Source organism: Fulvivirga imtechensis AK7, from assembly GCF_000331535.1.
GTDB classification, from domain to species: domain Bacteria; phylum Bacteroidota; class Bacteroidia; order Cytophagales; family Cyclobacteriaceae; genus Fulvivirga; species Fulvivirga imtechensis.
On sequence record NZ_AMZN01000006.1, the window covers coordinates 104,630 to 126,056 of the forward strand.

Consider the following 21,427-nt stretch of genomic DNA (forward strand, 5'->3'; position numbering starts at 1 on the left):
TATTTGCTGCCAGCCAATAAAAGACAAGTTAGCAAAAAAGCATTTAGTTTATTAATCAATTGATGTTAAATAGCACTGAATGCAAATTCGCTTCTCAAATTTAATCACAATCTTTTGATAACCAAGCGTTAATATTTAATTCGTATAAATATCCGCCTAATACCTTTTTAAATCTTTCATCCGTAAGATAAAGCGTTGAGTCGTTGGTGAACGCAACACCTTCTTTTTGCGTGAAAGTGTCGAGGGTGAGTTCTGTTACATGCCCTTCAGAAAACCTTTTACCTCCAAAGCAACTGAGCAACCATAATTTCCTGTGTGATAGCAGGACTACAGTTTTTTCATCGGGGCTAATATCAGCTCCGGTTATCCAATTGTCCAACATGGGGCCATCTCCTAATCGGAGGCTATCTACAAGCTGTGCTTCATAGCTGCCAGGCCGGGATGGCACACTATATACTTTGATCAACCCGTTATACGGCTCGGTTCGGTTTTTCGTGAATATGTACAGCGAGTCGTGGTAGAATATCATGGCTTCAGCATCGTAATTCATTTTATCACGTGCGGGAGGGAATTCCAGTTGATCAGGATAAGTGAAGGTAATAGCCTCTGCTTTTATTCTTCTTGATGAATCACCCAACGCAACCTTATAAATAATAAGTTGCTTTCTGATATTTTCGTTATTGCCAATGTCACCTATGTAAACATTGCCTTTTTTATCTTTGGCGAGATCTTCCCAATCGAAATTGGAAGCAAATATGACCTTTTTAAATTCTGGCACCGCTCCGGTTGTGTCAATTCTCATGAGCAGGGGGCCATGCCCGCTATCATTGTGCGACCAGATACGTCCTTTATCATCGACTATTAAACCGGACGTTTCGCTAATTGAAGTAGATAACTCTGCCAACACTTTTAAGGTCACGTGATTGGTATTACTTTCGGCTTCGGTCTTTTTCTCTGAAATAATTTCCGGTAATCCTGTGGCGGGCGGATTTTCCAATGAATGGCTTAAAAACCATTCATAAATATTGGGTGTGTGCCATTTATTGGATGGGAAATATGCTCTCTGCCAGGAGTTGTGGGCCACTTTTGGATATGAAGTGAACCTATAGTTTTCCTTATTGCCGCCAGGACAGGAGTCAACCGCGAAAAACATGCTTCTTCCTTGCGCAAAGGGCACTGTCATGTCATCTTCACCATGAAATGCCCATACAGGAATATTTCTTTCTTTAATGATACATGCCTTTTTCTCGTTTCCCCATGCAGCAATAGGCGCAATTGCGGCTAATTTATTTTCCGCGTTGAAGTTACTGTAAGCATAATTCCAGGTGCCATTGCCGCCCATACTCAATCCGGTGAGATAGATCCTTTTTTTATCAATATTGTAAGTGTGCAAGGCGTAATTGATAAATTCATCTACCAACTCGGGGCTCCAGAAGCTGCTGGGTTTATTTAATTGTGGTGCAAGAATGATGAACGAATATTCTTTATTCCCATATTTGTACTTTCCGAATTTATCATTTTTTACTTGCCGCAAAGGCCCCCAGGTGAGTACATTTTGCAAGCCCGCTTCAGAACCGTCACCACGCTCTCCTTTTCCATGCAGGAAGATAATTACAGGAAGCTCCTTTTCCTGAGAATATTCGGCAGGCAGATATTCCCAATATCCTATGCGTGATATTGTTGGTGTTCTTTTGGCTTCAAGTGACTGGGCGCTTGCCGGCAATCCATAACACCAAATGAGTACTACAATGAGTATTGTTTTAAATACAGATGTTGAATCCTTTACATCCATTTTTCCTTCCACAGTTGGAAAACAAGAATATTCCAAAGCTTTTGATGATTTACCTCTTTCCCGGAAAGATAGGAATTTCTGAGATTAACTACATCTTGTGTGAAAATACCCTCTCTTTTTAGTCGCGCTTCATCGAGGTATTCCAGGTAGTAGTCCTTCAGCTCATCTTTAAACCACACTGTCAAAGGAGCCAGGAAAGGTTTCTTAGGCCTGTTCATGATTTCCTCAGGTACATATTTGTGCACTATCGTCTTCAGAATACTCTTATTTACACCATTCCTGATCTTATAATGCGAAGGGAGTTGGCTAACAAATTCTACAATCCGGTGGTCCAGAATTGGTTCGCGCCCTTCGAGACTTACAGCCATGGTGGCGCGGTCAACTTTTGTCAGGTTGTTATCTAAAAGAAAGGTTTTATAATCGATCGCCAGGAGTTTGTTCAGGGCATCGTTCCCTCCGTTCAGTTCAGCCTCTATATCAAAGTAGGTCTTCCTGTTTTGAAAATCCTGCGATAAAAATTTCCGTGCTTCCTGCTCTGTAATAAACTGAGAAATGATCTTCATTGCCAGGGAAGGAGACTTATGCTTCCAGATCTCTCTCATTTTCTCATAGCGGGTAGAAAAGTTGTACTTTTTGTTGAGTATGGGAATATTATCGGGTGAAACCAATCCCATCGCACCACTCATGATGCTCTGAGCGAGCTCCGGTATCTTTTGCGTGAAGTTGACAGACCTGTTGAACTTATCATAACCTGCAAATATTTCATCTCCGGCATCACCAGAAAGCGCCACGGTCACCTTTGTGCGGGCCAATTGGCTCACCAAAAAGGTAGGTACTACTGAGTTATCGGCAAAAGGCTCATCGTAAATATGGGGCAGCTTGTGCAGGATGTCCGCAGTATCTTTAGCTGTGCAGTACTTTTCAGTATGATCGGTGCCCAGGTAGTCAGCAACTTTTTTAGCTTCGGGGGCTTCATTGAAAGCCTCCTCTTCATACCCGATCGTGAAGGTTTTTATTTTTTCTGTACTCTGGCTCTGCAAAAGAGCTGTAACAGCGGTACTATCATATCCACCGCTCAGAAATAGGCCAACAGGCACATCAGCAACCATTCTGTATTGAAAAGCGCTCATCAAAAGCTTTTCGGTTTCTTCTACTGCTTCTTCATATGATATATCGATCTTAGGCTTGTTGTAAAAGTCCACAACATCCCAGTATTTATTTTTCTTTAGGTCGCGATTTTTTAGATCCAACTGAAGAAAATGCCCCGGCTCCAGCTTATGGGTATACTTAAATATAGAGTAGGGGGCAGGAATGTAATTATATTGCAAGAACAAGGCCAGGCTGTCATGGTCAACTTCCTTTTTGAATGCTTCATGCGGATGAAAAGCCTTTAATTCTGAGCCAAAAAGCAGGCAGCCATCTTTAAAATAATAATAAAGCGGTTTTACTCCGGCCCGATCCCGGAATAGCAGTACTTCGTCCTGGTTTTTATCATACAATACAAAGGCAAACATGCCAATGAAATGATTTACTGCATCTTTTCCCCAGCAATCAAAAGCTTTAAGCAGTACTTCCGTATCAGATTCCGACTTGAACTTATAGCCCTTTTCTTCCAGAAGTGCAGCTACTTCCCTGAAATTGTAGATCTCTCCGTTATACACCACCGTATAATCCTTGAACTGCATGGGTTGGTGACCTAAAGCGCTCAGATCTAAAATGGATAGCCTGCGATGCCCAAGTCCTATTTGCGCATGGTCAGACTCTTCGAAAAATATTCCGCTATCATCCGGACCGCGATGTACCAGTTGGTCGGTCATCGATCTGAGCGTAGTTTCTGAAGATCGCTTATTAAAATCTATAAATCCGGTAATGCCGCACATAAATTACGTTCTTAAAATTGTGGTATTTTTTTAAAACCAAAGTTCCAGGTTACGGCCTTCAAGAAAACTGATAAATGTTGATATTTTTTCTTAACTGTAAAAAGAAGTACGTTTTTCGGAACTGTAAAACAAAACAGAAAAGTCAGGAAAGTGAAGTAGGAGAGTATATTTTTATTTCTACGCATAAACAGGATCCTGTTCCTTGTCAGATAGTATGTTTTTAACGTACTATCCTGCCCGATGGATGCCGATACCTTATGTCTCACCAGGGCTTTTGGCTGATAATATATTTTATAGCCCGCTCGTTTCATCATTTCGCACCAGTCAAATTCTTCGTAATAGAGAAAATAATCCTCAGGCATTGGCCCTACTTTATCAACCACCCGCATTGGCACCATCATGCCACCGCCATGTGTGTAATTGGTCATGCTGAGCTCATCATATTGCCCCTGGTCCTTTTCGTTGGCTCCGATAGTTGTATTGCGGCCGGTAAAGGGACTTATTGCTGAATATCCGGCATATTCAATAATACCAGGCTTACTATGGTAATGGAATTTTGGGCTTATGGCACCTGCGTCAGGGCAGTCTTTAAATGTCTGGAGCAGGGGAGGTATACAGTCAGGGGTAAGCTCAGCATCGTTGTTTACAAAGAACAGGTATTCACCATTGGCCTCTTCAATTGCCAGATTATTGCCTCCGGCAAAGCCGAGGTTTTCAGAGCTCATAATGAATTTAACCATTGGATATTCGTCCACCAGCAGCTCTACCTCTCTATTGGCAGAGGCATTGTCGACAATAATGATCTCGAGGTTGTTGTAATTAACACTTTTTAGCGACTCGAGTAGTTCCCGGGTCTGTTCAGCGCTGTTATAGTTGATGCTGATGATCGAAACAAGAGGTTCTTGCATAGCCTATTTGCTTTGAGAAGGTGAACTATGGGGTGTATGAATAAACTTCTTGTTAGCATCCTTTAGCTTAAAAAGAAGGGTGAACATTTTCCAAAATATAGCAGGCAACCGGAATACTGCTTTGATCAGGCGAATATTATAATACGATCTGGGTATAGCCATAACAATCCCCATCACAGTAGCGCTCCAGGCCAGTAGCCAGGCTTCGTATGGCAGATGCAGTCTGTTCTGTAAGAAAAATAAAAGGAAAGTCAAAACCGTGATGAGTCCCAAATTGATCAGCCGGGGAAGTTGAAGATTTCTGAGGACGGTGCTGTTGAAATATGTAAGTCTTCCCTTAAGCAAATTGATCAACCCGGATATGAAATATTGTCTCAGATAAAAAAATTGGCTGGATATCCATCTCTTGCGTTGATTTTCAAAAACATTCGATTTTTCAACTTTCTCGTCATATACAATAGCCTTGGATACATATTTTACCTTGGTGCCTTCACCCACCAGCCTCAGTTCCAGTTCACGGTCAAAACCTCCGATGGAATCCATCCGGAGCAGCATTCTTTTTAGAACATCATATTTGAAGGACATACCCGAGCCCTTGAGTGCAGATGATAAGCCCAGGGTGGTACTTCCTTTACCGTACACGTGATTGTTAATCTCCTCACTCAAACCGTCAAGATAAGACAAACTGTTGTTTTCGTTTTTTGCTGCTCTTCTTCCCTGAATGGCATTATAGCCTTGCTGATGAAGGTCATTCATTATCTCCAGGAAGTGCGGCTCCATTACATTATCGGCATCTAAAATCACACCATAATCATAGCTGTCGCCAATCCTTTTCATCGCTTCATTAAGCGCTTTTACCTTAGTGCTTTTTTCAAAGGAAACCTTCACGGTTTTTACCGGAATAGTAGCCAGATCTTTTAGCGTGGCCGGTTGCAGGGAGTCAGCTATTACAACTACGTCATAATTGCTCTGATCATAGGTTTGATTCAGCGCATCTTTGGCAACGTGAAATATAACACCGTCTTCCTTATAGGCGGGTATCATCACGGCAAACTTCTTTTCTTTGAACCCTCCTTTGGTGCGTGGGCTTTTATAAAAAAGGCCTCCGAGAGAAAATATAAATGTATAAAGGGCAACGTAGCCAAAATAGCATAGCAAGGCCGCTTCCAATATAGTAACTGCTATATCCAAGTCTAAATGAGGTTATGTTGATCAACTTGCTTTTCTAAACGTCTTCTTTCTGCAAGAGGGCAGTTGGAGTCCTCAGCATAATGCCCAGGTCATACCAAAACGAATTCTTTTTAGCGTACTCCATATCCAGGGCAACCCGCTCTTCTTCTGACATCTCTTCTTTGCCTCTTTTGGTGATCTGCCAAAGGCCTGTAATGCCGGCAGGGGCTAAGAACCTCAACGCCCATTGGTCCTGGGTCAACTTTTCGGCTTCATAAAGAGGGAGCGGCCTGTTTCCTACCAAAGACATGTCACCTTTGAGGACGTTGATTAGCTGTGGAAGCTCGTCAAGGCTTGTTTTTCTCAAGAATCCACCCAGTTTTGTGATCCTGGGGTCATTTTTCACCTTGAAGAATACAGACTCTCCCTTTTCGGGATCCGCCGAGTATTGGTTGAGGTGTTTGAGTTCATTTACGATTCGATCAGCATCCTGCCTCATTGATCTGAATTTATAGAAATCAAAGATCTGGTATCCTTTTCCAGCTCTTTTAGAAATGTAGAAAACAGGTCCTTTGGAATCAAGTTTTATCGCAATGGCTATGAGGAGTAGTACCGGGCTCAAAATGAGTAGCAGTGTTGCCGATACCATAATGTCGAAAGCTCTTTTCATCGACCACATCCTGAAAGAGTCACCATTATATATAGAAGGCTTAGGTTGTTTACCTACTTCTTCAGCGTTTTCATTAGATAACTCTCTTAACCTGGTAAGAAATTCTATTCTGAAGCACAGGTATTTGGCGCTAATGTTTTCAGTATAGTAATCTTCAGCGCCAATTTTTATGGCAAGATCCCGTTCGCTTTCATCAAACTTTTCACCAATGAATATAATGGGGATCTCATGTAAGCGCTCCTGGCTTTGCAAAGATTGAAGCAATACAACATTTTCGTTGTCCACTTTTTGGCTGATGATGATCACATCGGGCAAATTGGCGCGGTGCGATGCTTGGCTTTGAAGCCAGGTAATGGCCTCAGTTATATTTTCTATAGCCTGTACTTCATATTTTTCCAACTTCAGGTCCAGGCAGAGGTCATCATATTTGCCCAACACAAGCACTTTGCCTTTTACCTGGTGCTCCAACTCACGAGTTACACGTGTGTCGAATTTTATAGGCTGAAAATTTAATATATAGCTATCCTTCATTTTCTTATCTTATTAGCGTGTTCTCCTTTCGCTTGTTGTTAATGATATTATTGATCCTTTCGATCAATTTTTCGGGGTTAAAAGGTTTCATAATATAATCATCTGCACCAGCTTCCAAACAGGCGGATTTCGTTTGTTCATCTTTAAAAGAAGAAATTACCACTACAGGGATCGCTGAATACAGACCATTGGTTTTTAAGTTGCTTAAAAAATCCTTACCGTCTATGACTGGAAGATGTATATCGGTAACAATGACGTCAGGATGTCCATACTGATTCATGTGCTTAAGTGCATTGGCTACATGGCTGAAAACATCAACAGTATATTCTTTTTCCAGCATTTTTTTGATGAGCCAACGCATAGCCTCGTCATCATCTATTACTAAAATCTTTTTCTTCATGAGAATTATCTTTAATATAGATGTTCACCGTTGATCCTCAGTTACTTTCCAATAACTTTACGAATCGAACAGCCAACTATCATTTTTTTACCAATAGAACATCAATATTACCTAAAAAAAACGGATATTCGAAATAGCAGCCAGCCCTTTTTTGCTTCTTAAATTCAAATTTAAAATAAAACCAGTCATATCGAGTCAATTCGCTATTTTTAGATTTTAATAATAAGGTACATGTGACATTTTCTTCCTTGTATCCGACACAAATATCATAGTTATTAAGCATTAATACCAATGACGTAAGTCATAACATGTAAATTATTATTATGTTTTCTTATGCTATGAAAACTATTTAGTGTCTCTAAGAAAACTCACAATTTATCGTCATTGCAAACGAAGTGCGGCAACCCCCTCTTCATTGACGTGCATTAAGAGGGATTCGCTTCGATTCCTCCCCGTGGCAAGCCCGGGGGCAGCCGCGATGACGTCAAGAGTATTCTTAGTGACATGTGTTAAGAAAACTCTAAGTAACTTATAGACACTATTTAGTTCTCATTAATTATAACATGGTTAACTCCATTTGGTTTTAATGGAAGCTATTTATTTTCAGGTAATTGTATTGTTGTAAAATTAGAAGAAGAACATGTAAAATATGTGTTTTTTTTGTTATCCTTCTATTAAAAAGGTTTAATTTATTTGATGTTTAGTGCTTTTATTTTCCCAGTGTGGTTTGAAATTTCGTGCTAATATTTGACTGAGGTGTTTTATTCAGTGATCAATATAGGTAAATATAGACTCATAAAAAAGCTTATAAATTAGCGTGATCGTAATAAAAGCTAAACTGATATACAAAGAGTAAGTTTAAAAAGAAAATCCACGAACCAGATAAAGGTTTGTGGTAAAATACACGCTCAAATCATCACCATTTATGAGTGTTTATGCACAGAATAGGGATGGTTGAATGGTTTGCCAGGCTTTCCGTTATGCTCTTTGCCATTATTTGCAGAAACCCGGGCCTTCCATGCGTTGTAAGTGCTATAAGATCGGCCTTAACAGATTCCGAAAATTTTAAAATACCCCGCTCTTCATTAAGTGAATTAAATATGTTCATAGAGCAGGTGCTACTACGGGGACAGGTTTCGTGAAATTCCTTCATTTTTTTCATGATAACATCTGTTTCCTGAAAGGCGAAGGGCACATTCACGTACAGCAGATGGATATTCGATTCATTAAGGTCAGCGAAGTCAACTACCGTTTTGAAGGGTAGTTGCGCATCATCTTCAAAACTTGAAGCAAAGACGATGTTCTGTATTGGCCAGGAGGTATTTTCCTTTACTACCAAAACCGGCACGGTACTTTCTCTAATGATCTTTTGTGAATTGGTATTTACAAATATTTCCTTGAAACCATGCGAACCGTGTGTGCCCATGACTATAAAATCGATACCGAAAGGTGCAATATAATTTTCTATCTTTTCATAACCCGTATCCAGTACAAACAATTCATTTGCCCGTACCCCGTGGCTCCCGGCCTCTTTTACAACCTGATGAAGCTGACTTTTAGCATGACCTTCTTTTGCAGAATGCCTTGAAATACTGCCGCCATCAGTATCTACATGTACATGACTGGCTGTCGGTATAGTGTAATGAATATGAAGGAAATACAATTCTGCACCTGTTTTAAGCGCTATTTTTATGGCAACCCGGGATGCTTCATTGGCGCAATCCGAAAAATCAGTAGGGACAAGTATCTTTTTCATAACTGCATACACATTTATTGTATTTCAAAAATGGTCATAATATTATTGCTGGTGAATGATACCCCTCACTGTCACCAATGATTTTTATCAGTTACCTGTATAGATCAAAGATCCGGTTTTGATTTAACAGTAGCAGGCGAGAGTGGTGCGTGTGTATTAACCGATCACCGAGTGCTTATAGGAAAAATCAAGTGGCTTTAAGAAAACATTCCCGCTGAAGAGGGAGATGAAGTCCCAAAAAGCGGAGTCCCCTGGGGGAAGAGCATTTTGGGTAAGTGTAACGCAGCTACTGGTGTTTCTTAGATACATTATGTAGCTGATGGTGATGCAGCGGGAAAGATCAAATTCTGCCTCTAACTGTTATTAATGAACAGGGTTTATTTTTTCAGGAAAACAGGATTGGACAATGATGAAATATATATTCAGGTTCACACCAAAATTCACGGCAAGGGAGGAGATCATATTGCGTGATTACCTCGCTCTGGAAAGGTCAAAGCTGGCCAATGAGCGGACGTTGCTGTCATATATCAGAACCTCATTGTATTTGGCATTGGGAGGTATAGCTTTTTTGCAGTTGGAGAACTTTGGCAACATAAACTGGATAGGATATATTGCTCTTGCCCTGAGTATTACCTTTTTAGTAACAGGCATTATAAGATACCACAGGTTCAAAAGACGCTTGTGGACGTTTTATAATAATATGAAAAAATAAAGCAAGAACGCTTTGCACGAATAAATAAGGAGCATCATTTTTAAGGCCCGGTTCGTTCGCCTGCCACGTTTCTCCAAGAGCATTGCCCCTAATCTTTCCTGCAGGATTTATCTGACTGGTGCTTGTAAGAAAACTCCAGGTGGCTTTAAGAAAACGTCAAGGTCTACGCTTAGCAGCTTTGGCAGGGCAAGGGGTCAGGTGAGTATTTTTGGAACAAACGCAACGCAGACACTCGCTTGATGGGTATGAACAGATTGAGCAGAAAAAAAAAACTAGTATTTAAGTATATTCTCATTTTATTATCGTAATATTGCGATGTATTAATGACTTTGTAAATGGGTGTAACTAAAACCGAACTTTTCACAAAACAACAAAATGAACTGGCGCAAGTAGCCAAGGCTTTTGCTCACCCGGCAAGGGTAGCCATTGTTCAATATTTGCTAAAGGCGAATACGTGTATAAATGGTAATCTGGTTCAGGAATTAGGACTCGCGCAGCCCACTATTAGTCAGCATTTAAAAGAGCTTAAGGCTATTGGCATCATACAGGGTACTATTGAAGGTGTCTCTGTAAGCTACTGCATCAACCCTGTGCGCTGGGAGGAAATAAAAAACCTGTTTAACCATCTTTTCACGCAGTACGCCATAGCTTCTGACCGGGACTGTTGTTAAAAAAAATTTGAATCGATTAATCGTAATATTGCAATAAACAAATATAGCTATGAAAACATCAGAAGAACTTAAAAAGATAGTTCGCGACAAATACAGCCAAATCGCTGAGCAGGATAAAGAAATGAACGCGGCTTCCTGCTGTGGTGCGGGAGGCTGCTCTACAGAGGTCTATAACATTATGACTGATGATTATTCTGAACTGCAAGGATATAATGCCGATGCCGACCTGGGGCTTGGCTGCGGCCTGCCTACCCAATATGCGAAAATAAAGAAAGGGGATACCGTGATAGACCTGGGCTCCGGAGCTGGAAATGACTGCTTTGTGGCCAGACACGAAACAGGAGAAACCGGTAAAGTGATCGGAATAGATTTTACGGAAGCCATGATCAAAAAAGCCAGGGAAAATGCCGTGAAACTAAACTTTAACAACGTGGAGTTCCGCTTCGGGGATATAGAAGATATGCCGGTTTCCGATAACTCTGCAGACGTGGTAGTGAGCAACTGTGTGCTGAACCTGGTGCCTGATAAGCAGAAAGTCATAGCAGAAATATTCCGTGTACTGAAGCCGGGAGGGCATTTCAGTATTTCTGATATTGTATTGGTAGGGCAGCTTCCTGAGGCCTTGCAAAAAGATGCTGAAATGTATGCCGGATGTGTTTCCGGTGCCATTCAGAAAGATGAGTACTTAAACTTCATCCACGAGCAGGGATTCCTTCAGGTAACGATCCAAAAGGAGAAACCCATAATTATTCCGGCAGATATCTTAAGCCAATATTTGACACCGGCAGAGCTGGAAGATTTTAAAAGTGGAGCATCGGGAATTTTCAGTGTAACGGTTTATGCAGAAAAGCCAGGGAAAAATCAGCCGGAAAAGAAAAAAGTGAACCTCTCGGAACTCCAAAACAACTGCATGCCTGGTAGCGGATGTTGCTAAACTTGATATGAGAGAGTTAATCCCTGCAATATCTGAATTTTTGGGACAGTTGGATATCACAGCTATCAAAAAAGAGAGAAGAAATGACTTGCAGTCACTGGTCGATATTATCCAGGAAAAGGTAGGCAGGCATCAAACCATTTACCTTAATTTCATCTGTACTCACAATTCCAGGCGAAGCCAGCTTTGCCAGGTATGGGCTGAAACTATTGCATGGGCTAAGGGTGTACCAAAGGTAAAGGCATATTCGGGAGGAACTGAGCCGTCTGAGTTTCATTGCAACGCCATTAGGGCGTTGGAAAGTTGTCGCTTTCTGTTAACTAAAAAAGAGGATCGTACAATACCTGTCTATTTCTTCTTTTATTCCTATGAGGCCGAGGCCATCCCCTGTTTTTCCAAGGTATACAACGACCCGATCAATTGTTGGACGGCATTTACAGCAGTAATGACCTGCTATGATGCTGAGGATAAATGCCCGCATATAGCAGAAGCAGAGGCAAGGGTTTCGGTAATCTATGACGACCCCAAATATGCAGACGGTACCCCCAAAGAAACCGAGGTATATGCGCGTAGAAACAGTCAGATCGCTACTGAAATGTTATATGTATTTTCGAAAATCAAAATAACCGAATAATGCCATCAGCAACTAAAAAATTAAACTTTCTTGATCGCCATCTTACGCTATGGATCTTTCTGGCCATGGCAGTGGGTGTATTAGCCGGATATCTTTTCCCAAACACCTCAGCATTTATTGATTCTTTCAGCCATGGTTCTACAAATATTCCCATAGCCATAGGATTAATACTGATGATGTACCCTCCGCTGGCCAAGGTAAATTACCGGTTATTGCCAAAAGTATTCGGTAACCTTAAAATACTAGGTGTTTCTCTTTTGCTCAACTGGATCATTGGCCCGGTGTTGATGTTTGGCCTGGCCATAATTTTCCTGCAAGATCACCCTGAATATATGGTAGGCCTTATTTTGATCGGTCTGGCCCGTTGTATAGCGATGGTACTGGTGTGGAATGACCTTGCCGATGGCAGCAGCGAATATGGAGCCGGATTGGTAGCTTTGAATAGTATTTTCCAGGTATTTGCCTACAGCTTTTATGCCTGGGTCTTTATTACCAAGCTGCCTCCGTTACTTGGGTTTGAAGGCGCCATCGTTAATATTTCAATAGCGACCATCGCGGAAAGTGTGGCCATTTATCTGGGTATTCCTTTTTTAGCCGGCTTGCTGAGCAGGATAATACTTGTAAAGGTGAAGAGCGAGCAGTGGTATAACGAAAAGTTCATTCCTGCAATATCTCCCATCACTTTAATAGCTCTGCTATTTACCATCGTAGTTATGTTCAGTCTTAAGGGTGAACTGATAGTAGCCATACCCTTTGATGTGGTAAGGATTGCCATACCATTGCTGATATATTTCGGGCTCATGTTTTTCATCAGCTTTTTTATAAGCAAAGCAATGGGTGCGAAGTATAATCAGAACGCTTCGATCTCATTCACCGCCACCGGTAATAATTTTGAGCTGGCCATTGCAGTTGCCATTGCAGTATTTGGCCTAAACAGTGGGCAGGCCTTTGCCGGTGTAATCGGTCCTCTTGTAGAAGTACCCGCGTTGATCGCTTTGGTCAATGTGGCATTTTGGTTAAAGAAAAAGTATTATCAACCTCAATCTGCTTAAATATGAAAATAGCATTCTTTTCAGATGTTCACGCCAACTTGCCTGCCTTAGAGGCTGTTTTGGCAGATATTGACCGGAAAAACCCCGATTTTGTTTACTGCCTTGGAGACCTGGTAGGTTATAACGTGTGGCCCAATGAAGTGACAGCACTTATCCGTCAACGTAATATACCTACGCTTGCTGGCAATTACGATGAAGGTATTGGCCTTAACAGCAATGAGTGTGGATGCGCCTATAAATCCGATGAAGAAAAAGCCTGGGGGAAGCAATCCATATCATTTACAAATGAAGTTGTAAATGATGATATGCGATCGTATTTAAGAATGCTCCCGAGGCATATGAGCCTTCGTTTTGAAAACCACCATGAAGCAGTTGATCTTTTGATGGTACATGGAAGCCCCAGAAAGATCAATGAATACCTGTTTGAAGACCGGCCTGAAAAGAGCCTGATGCGGATCATGGAAGAAGCCGAAGCCGATATTATGCTATTTGGACATACCCACAAACCTTACCACAGATTACTGGAATACCGGAAAGATGGAAAAATAGCTTACCGGCATGCTATCAATCTGGGCTCTGTAGGCAAACCAAAAGATGGCGACCCCAGGGCGTGTTATGTAATAATGACTATCAACGAAAACCTATCCGTTTTTATTCCTGAGTCTGTTGAAGTGACTTTTGTGAGAGTTGATTATGATGTGGAAAAAGCGGCAAGAGCGGTAGAGGAAAGCCCGTTACCAAATGTCTATGCAGATAAGTTAAGAACCGCGCAGTGATCCGGGCTTTGCAAAGAAATTTGAGCCGATGATTTCTGATACCATCTTTTCCTTTTCATGATTCCTGACGCAGCAGAGTGGGGATCAGGAATCTTGATCCCGGATCAATCCTCTAAAAACAAAAAGGAAGCCGAAAATCAGCTTCCTTTTGTCATAGTAGCGGGAAGGGGCGAATTCTCGAACTTTTTGGAGCAAAATTTCAGCCAAATTTTGGAGGGTTATGCAAAGATTTACAAGCGAGAATAAAGGTCGAAACTGTAATTATAATGAAAGAAAAAATTATAATCAGTATTGCTTGTTAGTGATATCTAATATCTCAAATTTAGAATACCTTTAAAAAAGGTGGGTATCGCAGGTTTTGCCGCTGCTATATCCACTTTGACTTTATTTAAAAGGTGGTGAACCGGGCAATGAAATCTAAAGTTCTGCCGTGGTTATTCTAGGGGGATCGGCTACATTGCTCAACCTGGTTGTTATTCCATGTGTATATCACTTGGTTACAGATAAATAATATCACAAGCCAGATCAACCTGGTTCGGTTGGTCTGGCATTTTTCCTTTTCGTCTGAGCTTCCTCGATCAGTTTTTCCACCCTAAGTTTAAAAGGTCAGCACACCAATTAAAGTTTTTATTTTCCATAGGAATTGATGTATGCAAGCGTTTGATAAGCTATATTTAATCATGAATACCACTAATCCCCAAATGATTCTTCCGAGCTTCCGAGAAGCTTTGAATGTGTGGACAAAAGTCGCTCTACATAGGCAGGTCAGATTGCCGTTATGCACAGGTTCCTCGTAGAGGAAAAGAAATGGATAGGTGAAAACCGTTTCCTGCATGCTTTGAATTATTGCATGTTGCTTCCGGGGCCAGAGGCTCAGCAATTGGCCACCTACATTGGCTGGCTTTTACATGGCCGCAGAGGTGGCATTGTTGCAGGCGCCCTGTTCGTACTGCCTGGCTTTCTCTCAATTCTTTTTCTTAGCATACTTTACGCCCTTTGGAAAGATGTGGCTATAGTGGAAGGTATATTTTATGGCATTAAACCGGCAGTGCTTGCCATTGTGGTTGGAGCAGTGATTAAAATCGGCAAAAAAGCACTGAAAAATGAAGTGATGGTTGCCATAGCAATTCTCTCCTTTATTGCTATCTTCTTTTTTGAGGTGGCCTTCCCCATTATTGTTGTTGGTGCTGCGCTTATTGGCTTTGTCGGTGGAAAAATCAGTGAAGAAAAGTTTTATGTCATTAAAGGTCATAAAGAGGCTGCCAACTCCGGAGAGGGTCTGATAGATGCGCTCATTACTACTGATAGACCAACCCTGTCTCAAAGTTTGAAGACAGCCATATTCTGGCTCTTACTATGGTTTGTCCCAATCATTTTACTGGCCATCGTTTTAGGGCTGGAGAATATCTTCACAAAGGAGAGCCTGTTTTTCAGTCAGGCCGCCGTGGTCACCTTCGGAGGGGCCTATTCAGTGCTGGCATATATTTCTCAAAAGGCAGTGGAAACGTTTGGCTGGTTGCAACCCGGTGAAATGCTAGATGGCCTTGGGATGGCAGAAACAACACCGGGGCCGCTCATCCAGGTGGTTCAATTCGTGGGCTTCATGGGGGCTTTCAGAAATCCTGGTACGCTTGATCCGGTGGTGGCGGGTGTATTAGCTTCATTTCTTGTGACTTGGGTGACTTTTATTCCCTGTTTCTTTTTCATATTTCTCGGCGCACCTTATATCGAAAGTTTAAGAAATAATAAAAACCTGAGTACAGCACTCTCCTCGATAACAGCCGCTGTGGTGGGTGTAGTGCTTAATCTCGGCATCTGGTTTTCTCTCAATACGATCTTCAAAACAATCGAAGAGCGGTCGTTCTATGGTATGCGTTTACTTATTCCCGATCTGGCCTCAATAGATATAGGGGTGGCAGGAATTACAGTAGCGGCTTGTGTAGCTTATTTTGGGTTTAAACTGGATATGCTTAAAACCATTGGTCTTTGTATCGCGCTGGGACTACTGGTAAAATTTCTAATTTTCTAACCTTTCACATTCACTCATTTAACGCAGAAAATTCATTCAAAACTCAATGATCATCGGTGGGGCGTCTATACTGCCACGCAATGTCTCCAAATCTGTAGAGGCAAGTGGCAGGGAATTCCCGAACTTTTGGGAGCCAAGTTTGAGTGAAATTAACAGTACTTCAAACGCCTTGAATAAATAAATAAAATACTGCAAAATGATGGTTTATAACGACTATTAAACATTTCTAAAACTTATAAATAAGGGGAATGAAAATAGTAGCAATAATCCAGAACAGAATGTTTAAAAGCGTACCTACCTTTATGAAATCCATGAACTTGTACTGACCTGCGCTATAGACCATGGTGTTTGTCTGATAGCCTACAGGAGTCATAAAACTTGCTGATGCAGCAAAAGTAATAGCCATTAAGAATGGCATCGGCTCAAGACCCATACTTTGTGCAATAGCTATGGCAATTGGAGCTAAAAGTGCAGCGGCAGCATTGTTTGACATAATTTCAGTCATAAACGATGTAACCAGGTAGAGTCCTGAGACTATAGCAACAGGCCCCCACTGCCCCAAATTTTGCACCAGAGTTTCCGCAATCATTCGGTCTAAACCAGTGTTAATCATGGCTGTACCCAAACTGAGGGCGCCAGCTAGCAGAAAAATGATTTTCCAGCTAACCGATTCATAAGCCTCACGCATAGAAAGACAGCCTAAAAGTACCAGTAAGGAAACCCCTGCTATTGCCCCTACCATAATATCTACGATATTGAGTGTTGCAAGTAAGACAATTGCCAAAACGGTCAACACTACTATAGAAAATCTTTTTTTGTCGAAATCAGTGATAGAATCCTCTGATAGTAGGATAAATGGCGCATCCTGTAAATTTTCCAATTGCTTAAGCTCCTTCACAAAATGTGTTTTAACCTCTGCAAGAATAACATCTCCTGCCTTCAACCGAACATCATACAAGTGCTCTCTTACTACTTCTTCTCTGTGCCTGATGGCTAGTGGTGCCGCCCTGAATCTTCTCCTAAAATCTACGTCTCGTAATTTCTTGCCATCAAGCTCTGAATTAGAAGTAATTACCATCTCCACTAAAGTAGAGTTTGTTCCTTTCAAATCATCATCACCAATTTTAACAGATGAGTTCACTAGTATTTTTTCCCTGTCTTTCAGTGATTTTATTTTTTCTACATCACACCTAACCTTTAAAACATCATGCGCCTGAAGTATGAAGTCACCAGGTGGTAAGGTAAAATTGCCATTTCTGCGTACCTCGATAATATCCATTTCAAGCTCTTTAACCAGTTCCGATTCCATGATTCTCTTTCCTACGGAATCACCATTTTCCAGTAGCTCTATTTCAGTCAAATAGTTACGTAGTCCGAATTTTGCTGTTAAATCCTTTTCTTCTTTTCTGAATGGCAGTAACCTTATCCCCAAAAAAACCATATACGTAATGCCTGCCAAAAGAAATATTAATCCTAATGGTGTCAATTCAAACATAGATATAGGTGGCAGACCAGCCTTTTCTGCTATCCCACTTACGAGTATATTAGTGGAAGTCCCGATGAGTGTACAACAGCCCCCGAAAATGGATGCAAATGACAGGGGAATAAGCATTTTTGAAGGACTTTGTCCCGAAACATTTGCTATCTGCACAATAACGGGAATGAAGACAGCAACAACAGGTGTATTGTTAACAAATGCAGAAATGACAGCTATCAGTATCATCATCATCACTATCCCGTAATTAAAATTATATCGAAAGGTCTTTGATAAGCGATGAGCTAAAAGCTGCAATGCACCGGTTTTTAAAAGGGCTGCACTCAATATAAACATAAATGCTACGGTAACAGTGGCTTTATTGCTAAATCCTTCTACTCCTTCCTCAGGCGAAATAACTCCAGTAAGTATCAACGTTACCATGATAAGTAATGCCACCAGGTCGATAGATATTATTTCGGTGGCAAAAAGAATTATAGCACCTACGATTACGCAGAGGGTGATTATAGCATCAGGAGTCATACATATTGGGTTCTATGTAAATATAATAAATAAACAACAAGAGTTTTGTGAGCTTTTCTGTATGAGATCAATCGTTCTACAGAATATACTGTCGGAATCCTCATCTTTCGCTAAATGGAAAAGGCCATAGTTTTACCTACCATAAAAAAGATAAAGTCATTCATACTTACCTTCAAAACGGGGGCAAATATGATTAAACCTATAAACTATACCAAGTTAGTGTAGTAATAAGTTTAGGGGAAAATGATTGGCTTAGGAAAAATGAAAAGCAGCTTGAGTATGAGTAACTATTTAGTGTCTATAAGAAACCTCTAAGTGGCTTTAAGAAAACGTCCAGGCCAAGGCTTGTCCCAAAAAGCGGAGCGGACTGAGGTACGTGGGCATTTTTGGGACTAGCATAATGCAGACATTTGCGTTTTCTTAGAGACACTATTTAACAGGCTTTTTCTTAATTAAATCCGTCTGGGTTCTAATTTCTTTTAATGCGGTGCATTCCCATAATGAGCCTTTACCAGGGGGACCAATGACATGCAAATTCTGAATTTCTGATGACAACCTACCGATCGCTTTGTAAGAGGGTGAAATTCTAATGCCGAGGTTTAGTTCGTCAAGGGTTAGCACACCGGCACTTATCATACTCTTAAAGAATGGCATATTTTTATGCTTGCCAAAAGCCTGAGGACCTGTACAATTAATCAGCCAGTCGAATTCGAGGGTTTCTTCTTCAATGCATTGCCTTACCTTAATATCAACCAGCAACTTTTGCTCCTCCTTCCTGATTAGTTTTATCCTGGCAGCCATTAATTCAAGCCTCCCTTTTTCACGTAGGCTTTGGAATATTTCATAACTTTCCGCAGGCACTCTGTGGCGGGAAGTTTCCCAATATGGCCTTAAATGAGTGAGAAAACTTATTCTATCATTTTTGGATAGGTTTTTCCAAATTTCCGGAGTATAGTTTCTTACAGCATTAATAACACTCCTCCAGTCTATTCCTTTTTTTTCAGCATAACATATCTCTTTCCTTATCCAGTGGAGCAATTCCACTACCCGCATGCTATTAAAATTAGGTATTGTTTGTAGTGAATAGTCTTCCACTGCCTTATGTGGCTGGGGAATCAAGCCTCTGCGAGAGATCACCGTGATTTTTCCCTGATGATTTTTCTGCTTCAAAGACAGGACCTGGTCTATCATTGTCAGGCCGCTACCTATTATCAGGACATCATCTTTAGGGTGTATCCGCTTTAGTTGGTGAACATCCCACGGGTTGGAGATATATGGCATGCGTTGGTCTGAATTATTTTTGATGTCAAATTCATGAGGCTGTAGATTTCCAATGCATAACCATAAGTTTTGTACGGTCAACTCTTGCTGATTTTGATCCCGAATGGTAAAAGTATTGTAATTATAAATGTCAAGATTGGTAATTTCACTATAGTGAACATATACTTGATGCTGCGAATATCTTTTTATAGCTTTTTCCAAAGAATCTGATAGGTAATGACCAAACACCCATCTCGGAACAAAATCATTTGGTTCGTATATATAACCATTTTTTAATAACCATCTACAAAAATCATCCGGTTTGTCCTCGTGAATACTCATTTCTTTAGCAGGAACATTTAATAGATGACAATGATCTTTTGAGGCATAAGCGACACCTTTGGCAAACTGATGCCGATACTTTTCAAAGATATGAATAAGCAGAGGCTCAATACTTCTCTCTAAAAGTCGAATGGTGGTAAGGGTACCGCTCAATCCGCCTCCTACAATAGCATGAGATTCCATTATATTATAATCAATTTTTGATTGTTGTTTAAGTTTAATGGCCGACAAACAAATACTCTTTGAAGGTTTCCGTTTTTGGGTCTTCAAAGAGCACATCCGGACGGCCTTTTTCTATTACTTCTCCGAAATACATAAAGGCAACATAGTCGGCCAGGCGTTTGGCTTGTCGTAAAATGTGTGTCACCAATACGATAGAAAATTCTTGACTCAACTCCTTAAATTGCTCTTCGATTTTTCGACTAGAAATGGGGTCTAATGCAGAAGTAGGTTCATCCGCCAAAATCACACGAGGTTCAATGGCCAACCCACGGGCAAGGCACAATCGTTGTTGCTGACCAATGGATAACCGGCCTGCCGGACTTTTCAGCCTGTCTTTTACTTCTTCCCAAAGGGCGACTTTTTGCAAGTAGTGTGCTATACGATCGTCCTGCTCCGACTTAGCTTTTATGCCTTTCAGCTTTAAAGCATAGCGAATATTTTCGGCTATAGTACCTGGCAAGGGTTGTGGTCGTTGGGAGAGCAGCCCCATTTTTTGCCGCAAGTCATATACATCGATTTCTTTGCTGAGGATGTCTTTTCCTTCAAAGAAAATGGACCCTTCGGTACGGATGTCCGGGTAAAGGTCGGACAAGCGATTGAAGGTTTTGAGCAAAGTGGTTTTACCACAACCCGATGGTCCGAGAAGAACAGTAATCCCTTTGTCACGGATGTTGAGTTCTACATTTTTAAGCGTTTGTTGTTTGCCATGCCAGAGGCTCAGGTCTTTGACATAGATCAGGTTGTGAAGCCCTTTAGCCTGATCCTTCCTTATAATTTCCTGATCTATAATTGATGATACATGATTACTGTTTCTCATGCTATTTTGTTTTTAGAGAGTTTTTTACTGATAAATCTTGATGAAATGCTGATGGTAAGTATGATGATCGTCAATACTACTGCTGCTGCATAAGCCCTTGCCTTTACTTCGGGAATAGGTGAACTGAGCTGAAAGAATACAGCCAAAGGCAAGGTAGCTGCAGGTTCTGTCAGGCTTTCCGGAATATAGTCGGTATAACCTGCTGTAAACAGTACGGAAGCGGTATCACCAATTCCTTTTCCTAGTGCCAACAGGAAAGCCGTAGCTACTCCGGGCAGTGTTTGCCTCAGCAAAAACTTATACCCTATCTCTCCTTTGTAAAACCCCAGTGAAACGGCCGATTCGAAGAGTCCATGTGAAACTTGCTGAAGGCTTTCGTCCATAGCCCGGATCATCACCGGACTGATGAGAAAAGCTACTGTAATAATGGCTGCCAGTAGTGAGGTTGGCCAGCCCATAAAGAGCATCAGGTTGAAACCGAAGGCTCCATAGACGATAGGAGGAACACCCCACAATACATCCAAACATAAACGGATTCTTTTTTGCCAATTTGGAAATGAGAAGAGGTAGGTGTGTATAAACAATGCCGTAGGCACACTGATCACAACGGCTATTAACGATGCTCCGATGGCCAGATACACCGAACCAATAATGGCATTTAGTATTCCTCCTTCTTTTCCAAAGTAATACCCTCCCTTAGGTACCTGGGTCAGGATCTCCCAGTTTAGAGCAGGAAGTCCCTTAATAAAGATACCTCCCAATATGCTGAAAAGTACCAGAACAATGAGCAATGTAAATATTGCGAGTATCACTTTGGCTACTTTTTCCTGTATGTATGTATTTCTCATGAGTGG

The 21,427-nt window shown here is 41.2% G+C and carries 18 protein-coding genes; 7 read left to right on the top strand and 11 right to left on the bottom strand.

What is annotated here, in order from left to right; genetic code table 11:
• Window positions 1-100: 100 nt before the first annotated feature.
• The 7 genes from C900_RS28035 to C900_RS02300 form a co-directional block, all read right to left on the bottom strand.
• Window positions 101-1,792 (bottom strand): dienelactone hydrolase family protein, encoded by a 1,692-nt coding sequence (locus C900_RS28035; RefSeq protein ID WP_009577934.1) that lies wholly within the window; start codon window positions 1,790-1,792, stop codon window positions 101-103.
• Window positions 1,783-3,672, bottom strand: coding sequence for an asparagine synthase (glutamine-hydrolyzing) (gene asnB, locus C900_RS02270; RefSeq protein ID WP_009577935.1), 1,890 nt, complete (start codon window positions 3,670-3,672; stop codon window positions 1,783-1,785). The genes C900_RS28035 and asnB overlap by 10 nt, the downstream gene beginning before the upstream one ends.
• Window positions 3,673-3,683: 11 nt before the next feature.
• The gene (locus C900_RS02275; protein ID WP_009577936.1) at window positions 3,684-4,580 is read right to left on the bottom strand and encodes a glycosyltransferase family 2 protein; all 897 of its coding nucleotides are present in this window, start codon (window positions 4,578-4,580) and stop codon (window positions 3,684-3,686) included.
• 3 nt (window positions 4,581-4,583) lie between these two features.
• Entirely contained in the window at window positions 4,584-5,771 is a 1,188-nt protein-coding gene (locus C900_RS02280; protein WP_051052758.1) for a glycosyltransferase family 2 protein, read from the bottom strand.
• Between the two features lie 34 nt (window positions 5,772-5,805).
• Window positions 5,806-6,951 (bottom strand): sugar transferase, encoded by a 1,146-nt coding sequence (locus C900_RS02285; RefSeq protein ID WP_009577938.1) that lies wholly within the window; start codon window positions 6,949-6,951, stop codon window positions 5,806-5,808.
• A 4-nt stretch (window positions 6,952-6,955) separates the two neighbouring features.
• Window positions 6,956-7,351 (bottom strand): response regulator, encoded by a 396-nt coding sequence (locus C900_RS02290; protein ID WP_009577939.1) that lies wholly within the window; start codon window positions 7,349-7,351, stop codon window positions 6,956-6,958.
• 916 nt (window positions 7,352-8,267) lie between these two features.
• Window positions 8,268-9,107, bottom strand: coding sequence for a universal stress protein (locus C900_RS02300; protein ID WP_009577941.1), 840 nt, complete (start codon window positions 9,105-9,107; stop codon window positions 8,268-8,270).
• A gap of 406 nt (window positions 9,108-9,513) precedes the next feature.
• Between C900_RS02300 and C900_RS02305 the strand changes: the two genes are divergently transcribed.
• From C900_RS02305 to chrA, 7 genes are all read left to right on the top strand, one after another.
• Entirely contained in the window at window positions 9,514-9,819 is a 306-nt protein-coding gene (locus tag C900_RS02305; protein ID WP_009577942.1) for a DUF202 domain-containing protein, read from the top strand.
• Between the two features lie 335 nt (window positions 9,820-10,154).
• Window positions 10,155-10,490 (top strand): ArsR/SmtB family transcription factor, encoded by a 336-nt coding sequence (locus tag C900_RS02310; protein WP_009577943.1) that lies wholly within the window; start codon window positions 10,155-10,157, stop codon window positions 10,488-10,490.
• A 49-nt stretch (window positions 10,491-10,539) separates the two neighbouring features.
• Entirely contained in the window at window positions 10,540-11,424 is an 885-nt protein-coding gene (locus tag C900_RS02315; RefSeq protein ID WP_009577944.1) for an arsenite methyltransferase, read from the top strand.
• A 7-nt stretch (window positions 11,425-11,431) separates the two neighbouring features.
• Entirely contained in the window at window positions 11,432-12,058 is a 627-nt protein-coding gene (locus C900_RS02320; protein ID WP_009577945.1) for a low molecular weight phosphatase family protein, read from the top strand.
• Window positions 12,058-13,110: an ACR3 family arsenite efflux transporter gene (arsB, locus tag C900_RS02325; RefSeq protein WP_009577946.1), complete on the top strand. Its 1,053-nt coding sequence runs from the start codon at window positions 12,058-12,060 to the stop codon at window positions 13,108-13,110. Before C900_RS02320 ends, arsB begins: the two co-directional genes overlap by 1 nt.
• A 2-nt stretch (window positions 13,111-13,112) precedes the next feature.
• Complete coding sequence (locus C900_RS02330; RefSeq protein ID WP_009577947.1) at window positions 13,113-13,886, top strand: metallophosphoesterase family protein; 774 nt, start codon at window positions 13,113-13,115, stop codon at window positions 13,884-13,886.
• A 778-nt stretch (window positions 13,887-14,664) separates the two neighbouring features.
• Window positions 14,665-15,915 carry a chromate efflux transporter gene (chrA, locus tag C900_RS02340; protein WP_009577949.1) on the top strand — a complete coding sequence of 417 codons (1,251 nt, stop codon included), beginning with the start codon at window positions 14,665-14,667 and terminating at the stop codon, window positions 15,913-15,915.
• A gap of 226 nt (window positions 15,916-16,141) precedes the next feature.
• On the opposite strand, the gene C900_RS02345 is transcribed toward chrA, so the two are convergent.
• The 4 genes from C900_RS02345 to C900_RS02360 all read right to left on the bottom strand — a co-directional run bounded on the left by C900_RS02345 (window position 16,142) and on the right by C900_RS02360 (window position 21,421).
• A complete protein-coding gene (locus C900_RS02345; RefSeq protein ID WP_009577951.1) occupies window positions 16,142-17,932 on the bottom strand; it encodes an SLC13 family permease in 1,791 nt (596 codons plus the stop codon).
• Window positions 17,933-18,361: 429 nt separating this feature from the next.
• Window positions 18,362-19,717, bottom strand: a complete 1,356-nt coding sequence (locus C900_RS02350; protein ID WP_009577952.1) for an FAD/NAD(P)-binding protein — start codon at window positions 19,715-19,717, stop codon at window positions 18,362-18,364.
• A gap of 34 nt (window positions 19,718-19,751) precedes the next feature.
• A complete protein-coding gene (locus C900_RS02355; RefSeq protein ID WP_009577953.1) occupies window positions 19,752-20,573 on the bottom strand; it encodes a phosphate ABC transporter ATP-binding protein in 822 nt (273 codons plus the stop codon).
• Entirely contained in the window at window positions 20,570-21,421 is an 852-nt protein-coding gene (locus C900_RS02360; protein ID WP_009577954.1) for a PstA family ABC transporter permease, read from the bottom strand. The genes C900_RS02355 and C900_RS02360 overlap by 4 nt, the downstream gene beginning before the upstream one ends.
• Window positions 21,422-21,427: the final 6 nt, after the last annotated feature.

What these genes read in the sequence shown, in the direction of transcription:
- C900_RS02290 (WP_009577939.1), bottom strand. Translation starts at nt 7,351, where the DNA reads ATGAAGAAAAAGATTTTAGTAATAGATGATGACGAGGCTATGCGTTGG.
- C900_RS02355 (WP_009577953.1), bottom strand. Translation starts at nt 20,573, where the DNA reads ATGAGAAACAGTAATCATGTATCATCAATTATAGATCAGGAAATTATA.
- C900_RS28035 (WP_009577934.1), bottom strand. Translation starts at nt 1,792, where the DNA reads ATGGATGTAAAGGATTCAACATCTGTATTTAAAACAATACTCATTGTA.
- chrA (WP_009577949.1), top strand. Translation starts at nt 14,665, where the DNA reads ATGCACAGGTTCCTCGTAGAGGAAAAGAAATGGATAGGTGAAAACCGT.
- C900_RS02350 (WP_009577952.1), bottom strand. Translation starts at nt 19,717, where the DNA reads ATGGAATCTCATGCTATTGTAGGAGGCGGATTGAGCGGTACCCTTACC.
- C900_RS02345 (WP_009577951.1), bottom strand. Translation starts at nt 17,932, where the DNA reads ATGACTCCTGATGCTATAATCACCCTCTGCGTAATCGTAGGTGCTATA.
- C900_RS02320 (WP_009577945.1), top strand. Translation starts at nt 11,432, where the DNA reads ATGAGAGAGTTAATCCCTGCAATATCTGAATTTTTGGGACAGTTGGAT.
- arsB (WP_009577946.1), top strand. Translation starts at nt 12,058, where the DNA reads ATGCCATCAGCAACTAAAAAATTAAACTTTCTTGATCGCCATCTTACG.
- C900_RS02360 (WP_009577954.1), bottom strand. Translation starts at nt 21,421, where the DNA reads ATGAGAAATACATACATACAGGAAAAAGTAGCCAAAGTGATACTCGCA.
- C900_RS02310 (WP_009577943.1), top strand. Translation starts at nt 10,155, where the DNA reads ATGGGTGTAACTAAAACCGAACTTTTCACAAAACAACAAAATGAACTG.
- C900_RS02275 (WP_009577936.1), bottom strand. Translation starts at nt 4,580, where the DNA reads ATGCAAGAACCTCTTGTTTCGATCATCAGCATCAACTATAACAGCGCT.
- C900_RS02285 (WP_009577938.1), bottom strand. Translation starts at nt 6,951, where the DNA reads ATGAAGGATAGCTATATATTAAATTTTCAGCCTATAAAATTCGACACA.
- C900_RS02305 (WP_009577942.1), top strand. Translation starts at nt 9,514, where the DNA reads ATGATGAAATATATATTCAGGTTCACACCAAAATTCACGGCAAGGGAG.
- C900_RS02315 (WP_009577944.1), top strand. Translation starts at nt 10,540, where the DNA reads ATGAAAACATCAGAAGAACTTAAAAAGATAGTTCGCGACAAATACAGC.
- C900_RS02300 (WP_009577941.1), bottom strand. Translation starts at nt 9,107, where the DNA reads ATGAAAAAGATACTTGTCCCTACTGATTTTTCGGATTGCGCCAATGAA.
- C900_RS02330 (WP_009577947.1), top strand. Translation starts at nt 13,113, where the DNA reads ATGAAAATAGCATTCTTTTCAGATGTTCACGCCAACTTGCCTGCCTTA.
- asnB (WP_009577935.1), bottom strand. Translation starts at nt 3,672, where the DNA reads ATGTGCGGCATTACCGGATTTATAGATTTTAATAAGCGATCTTCAGAA.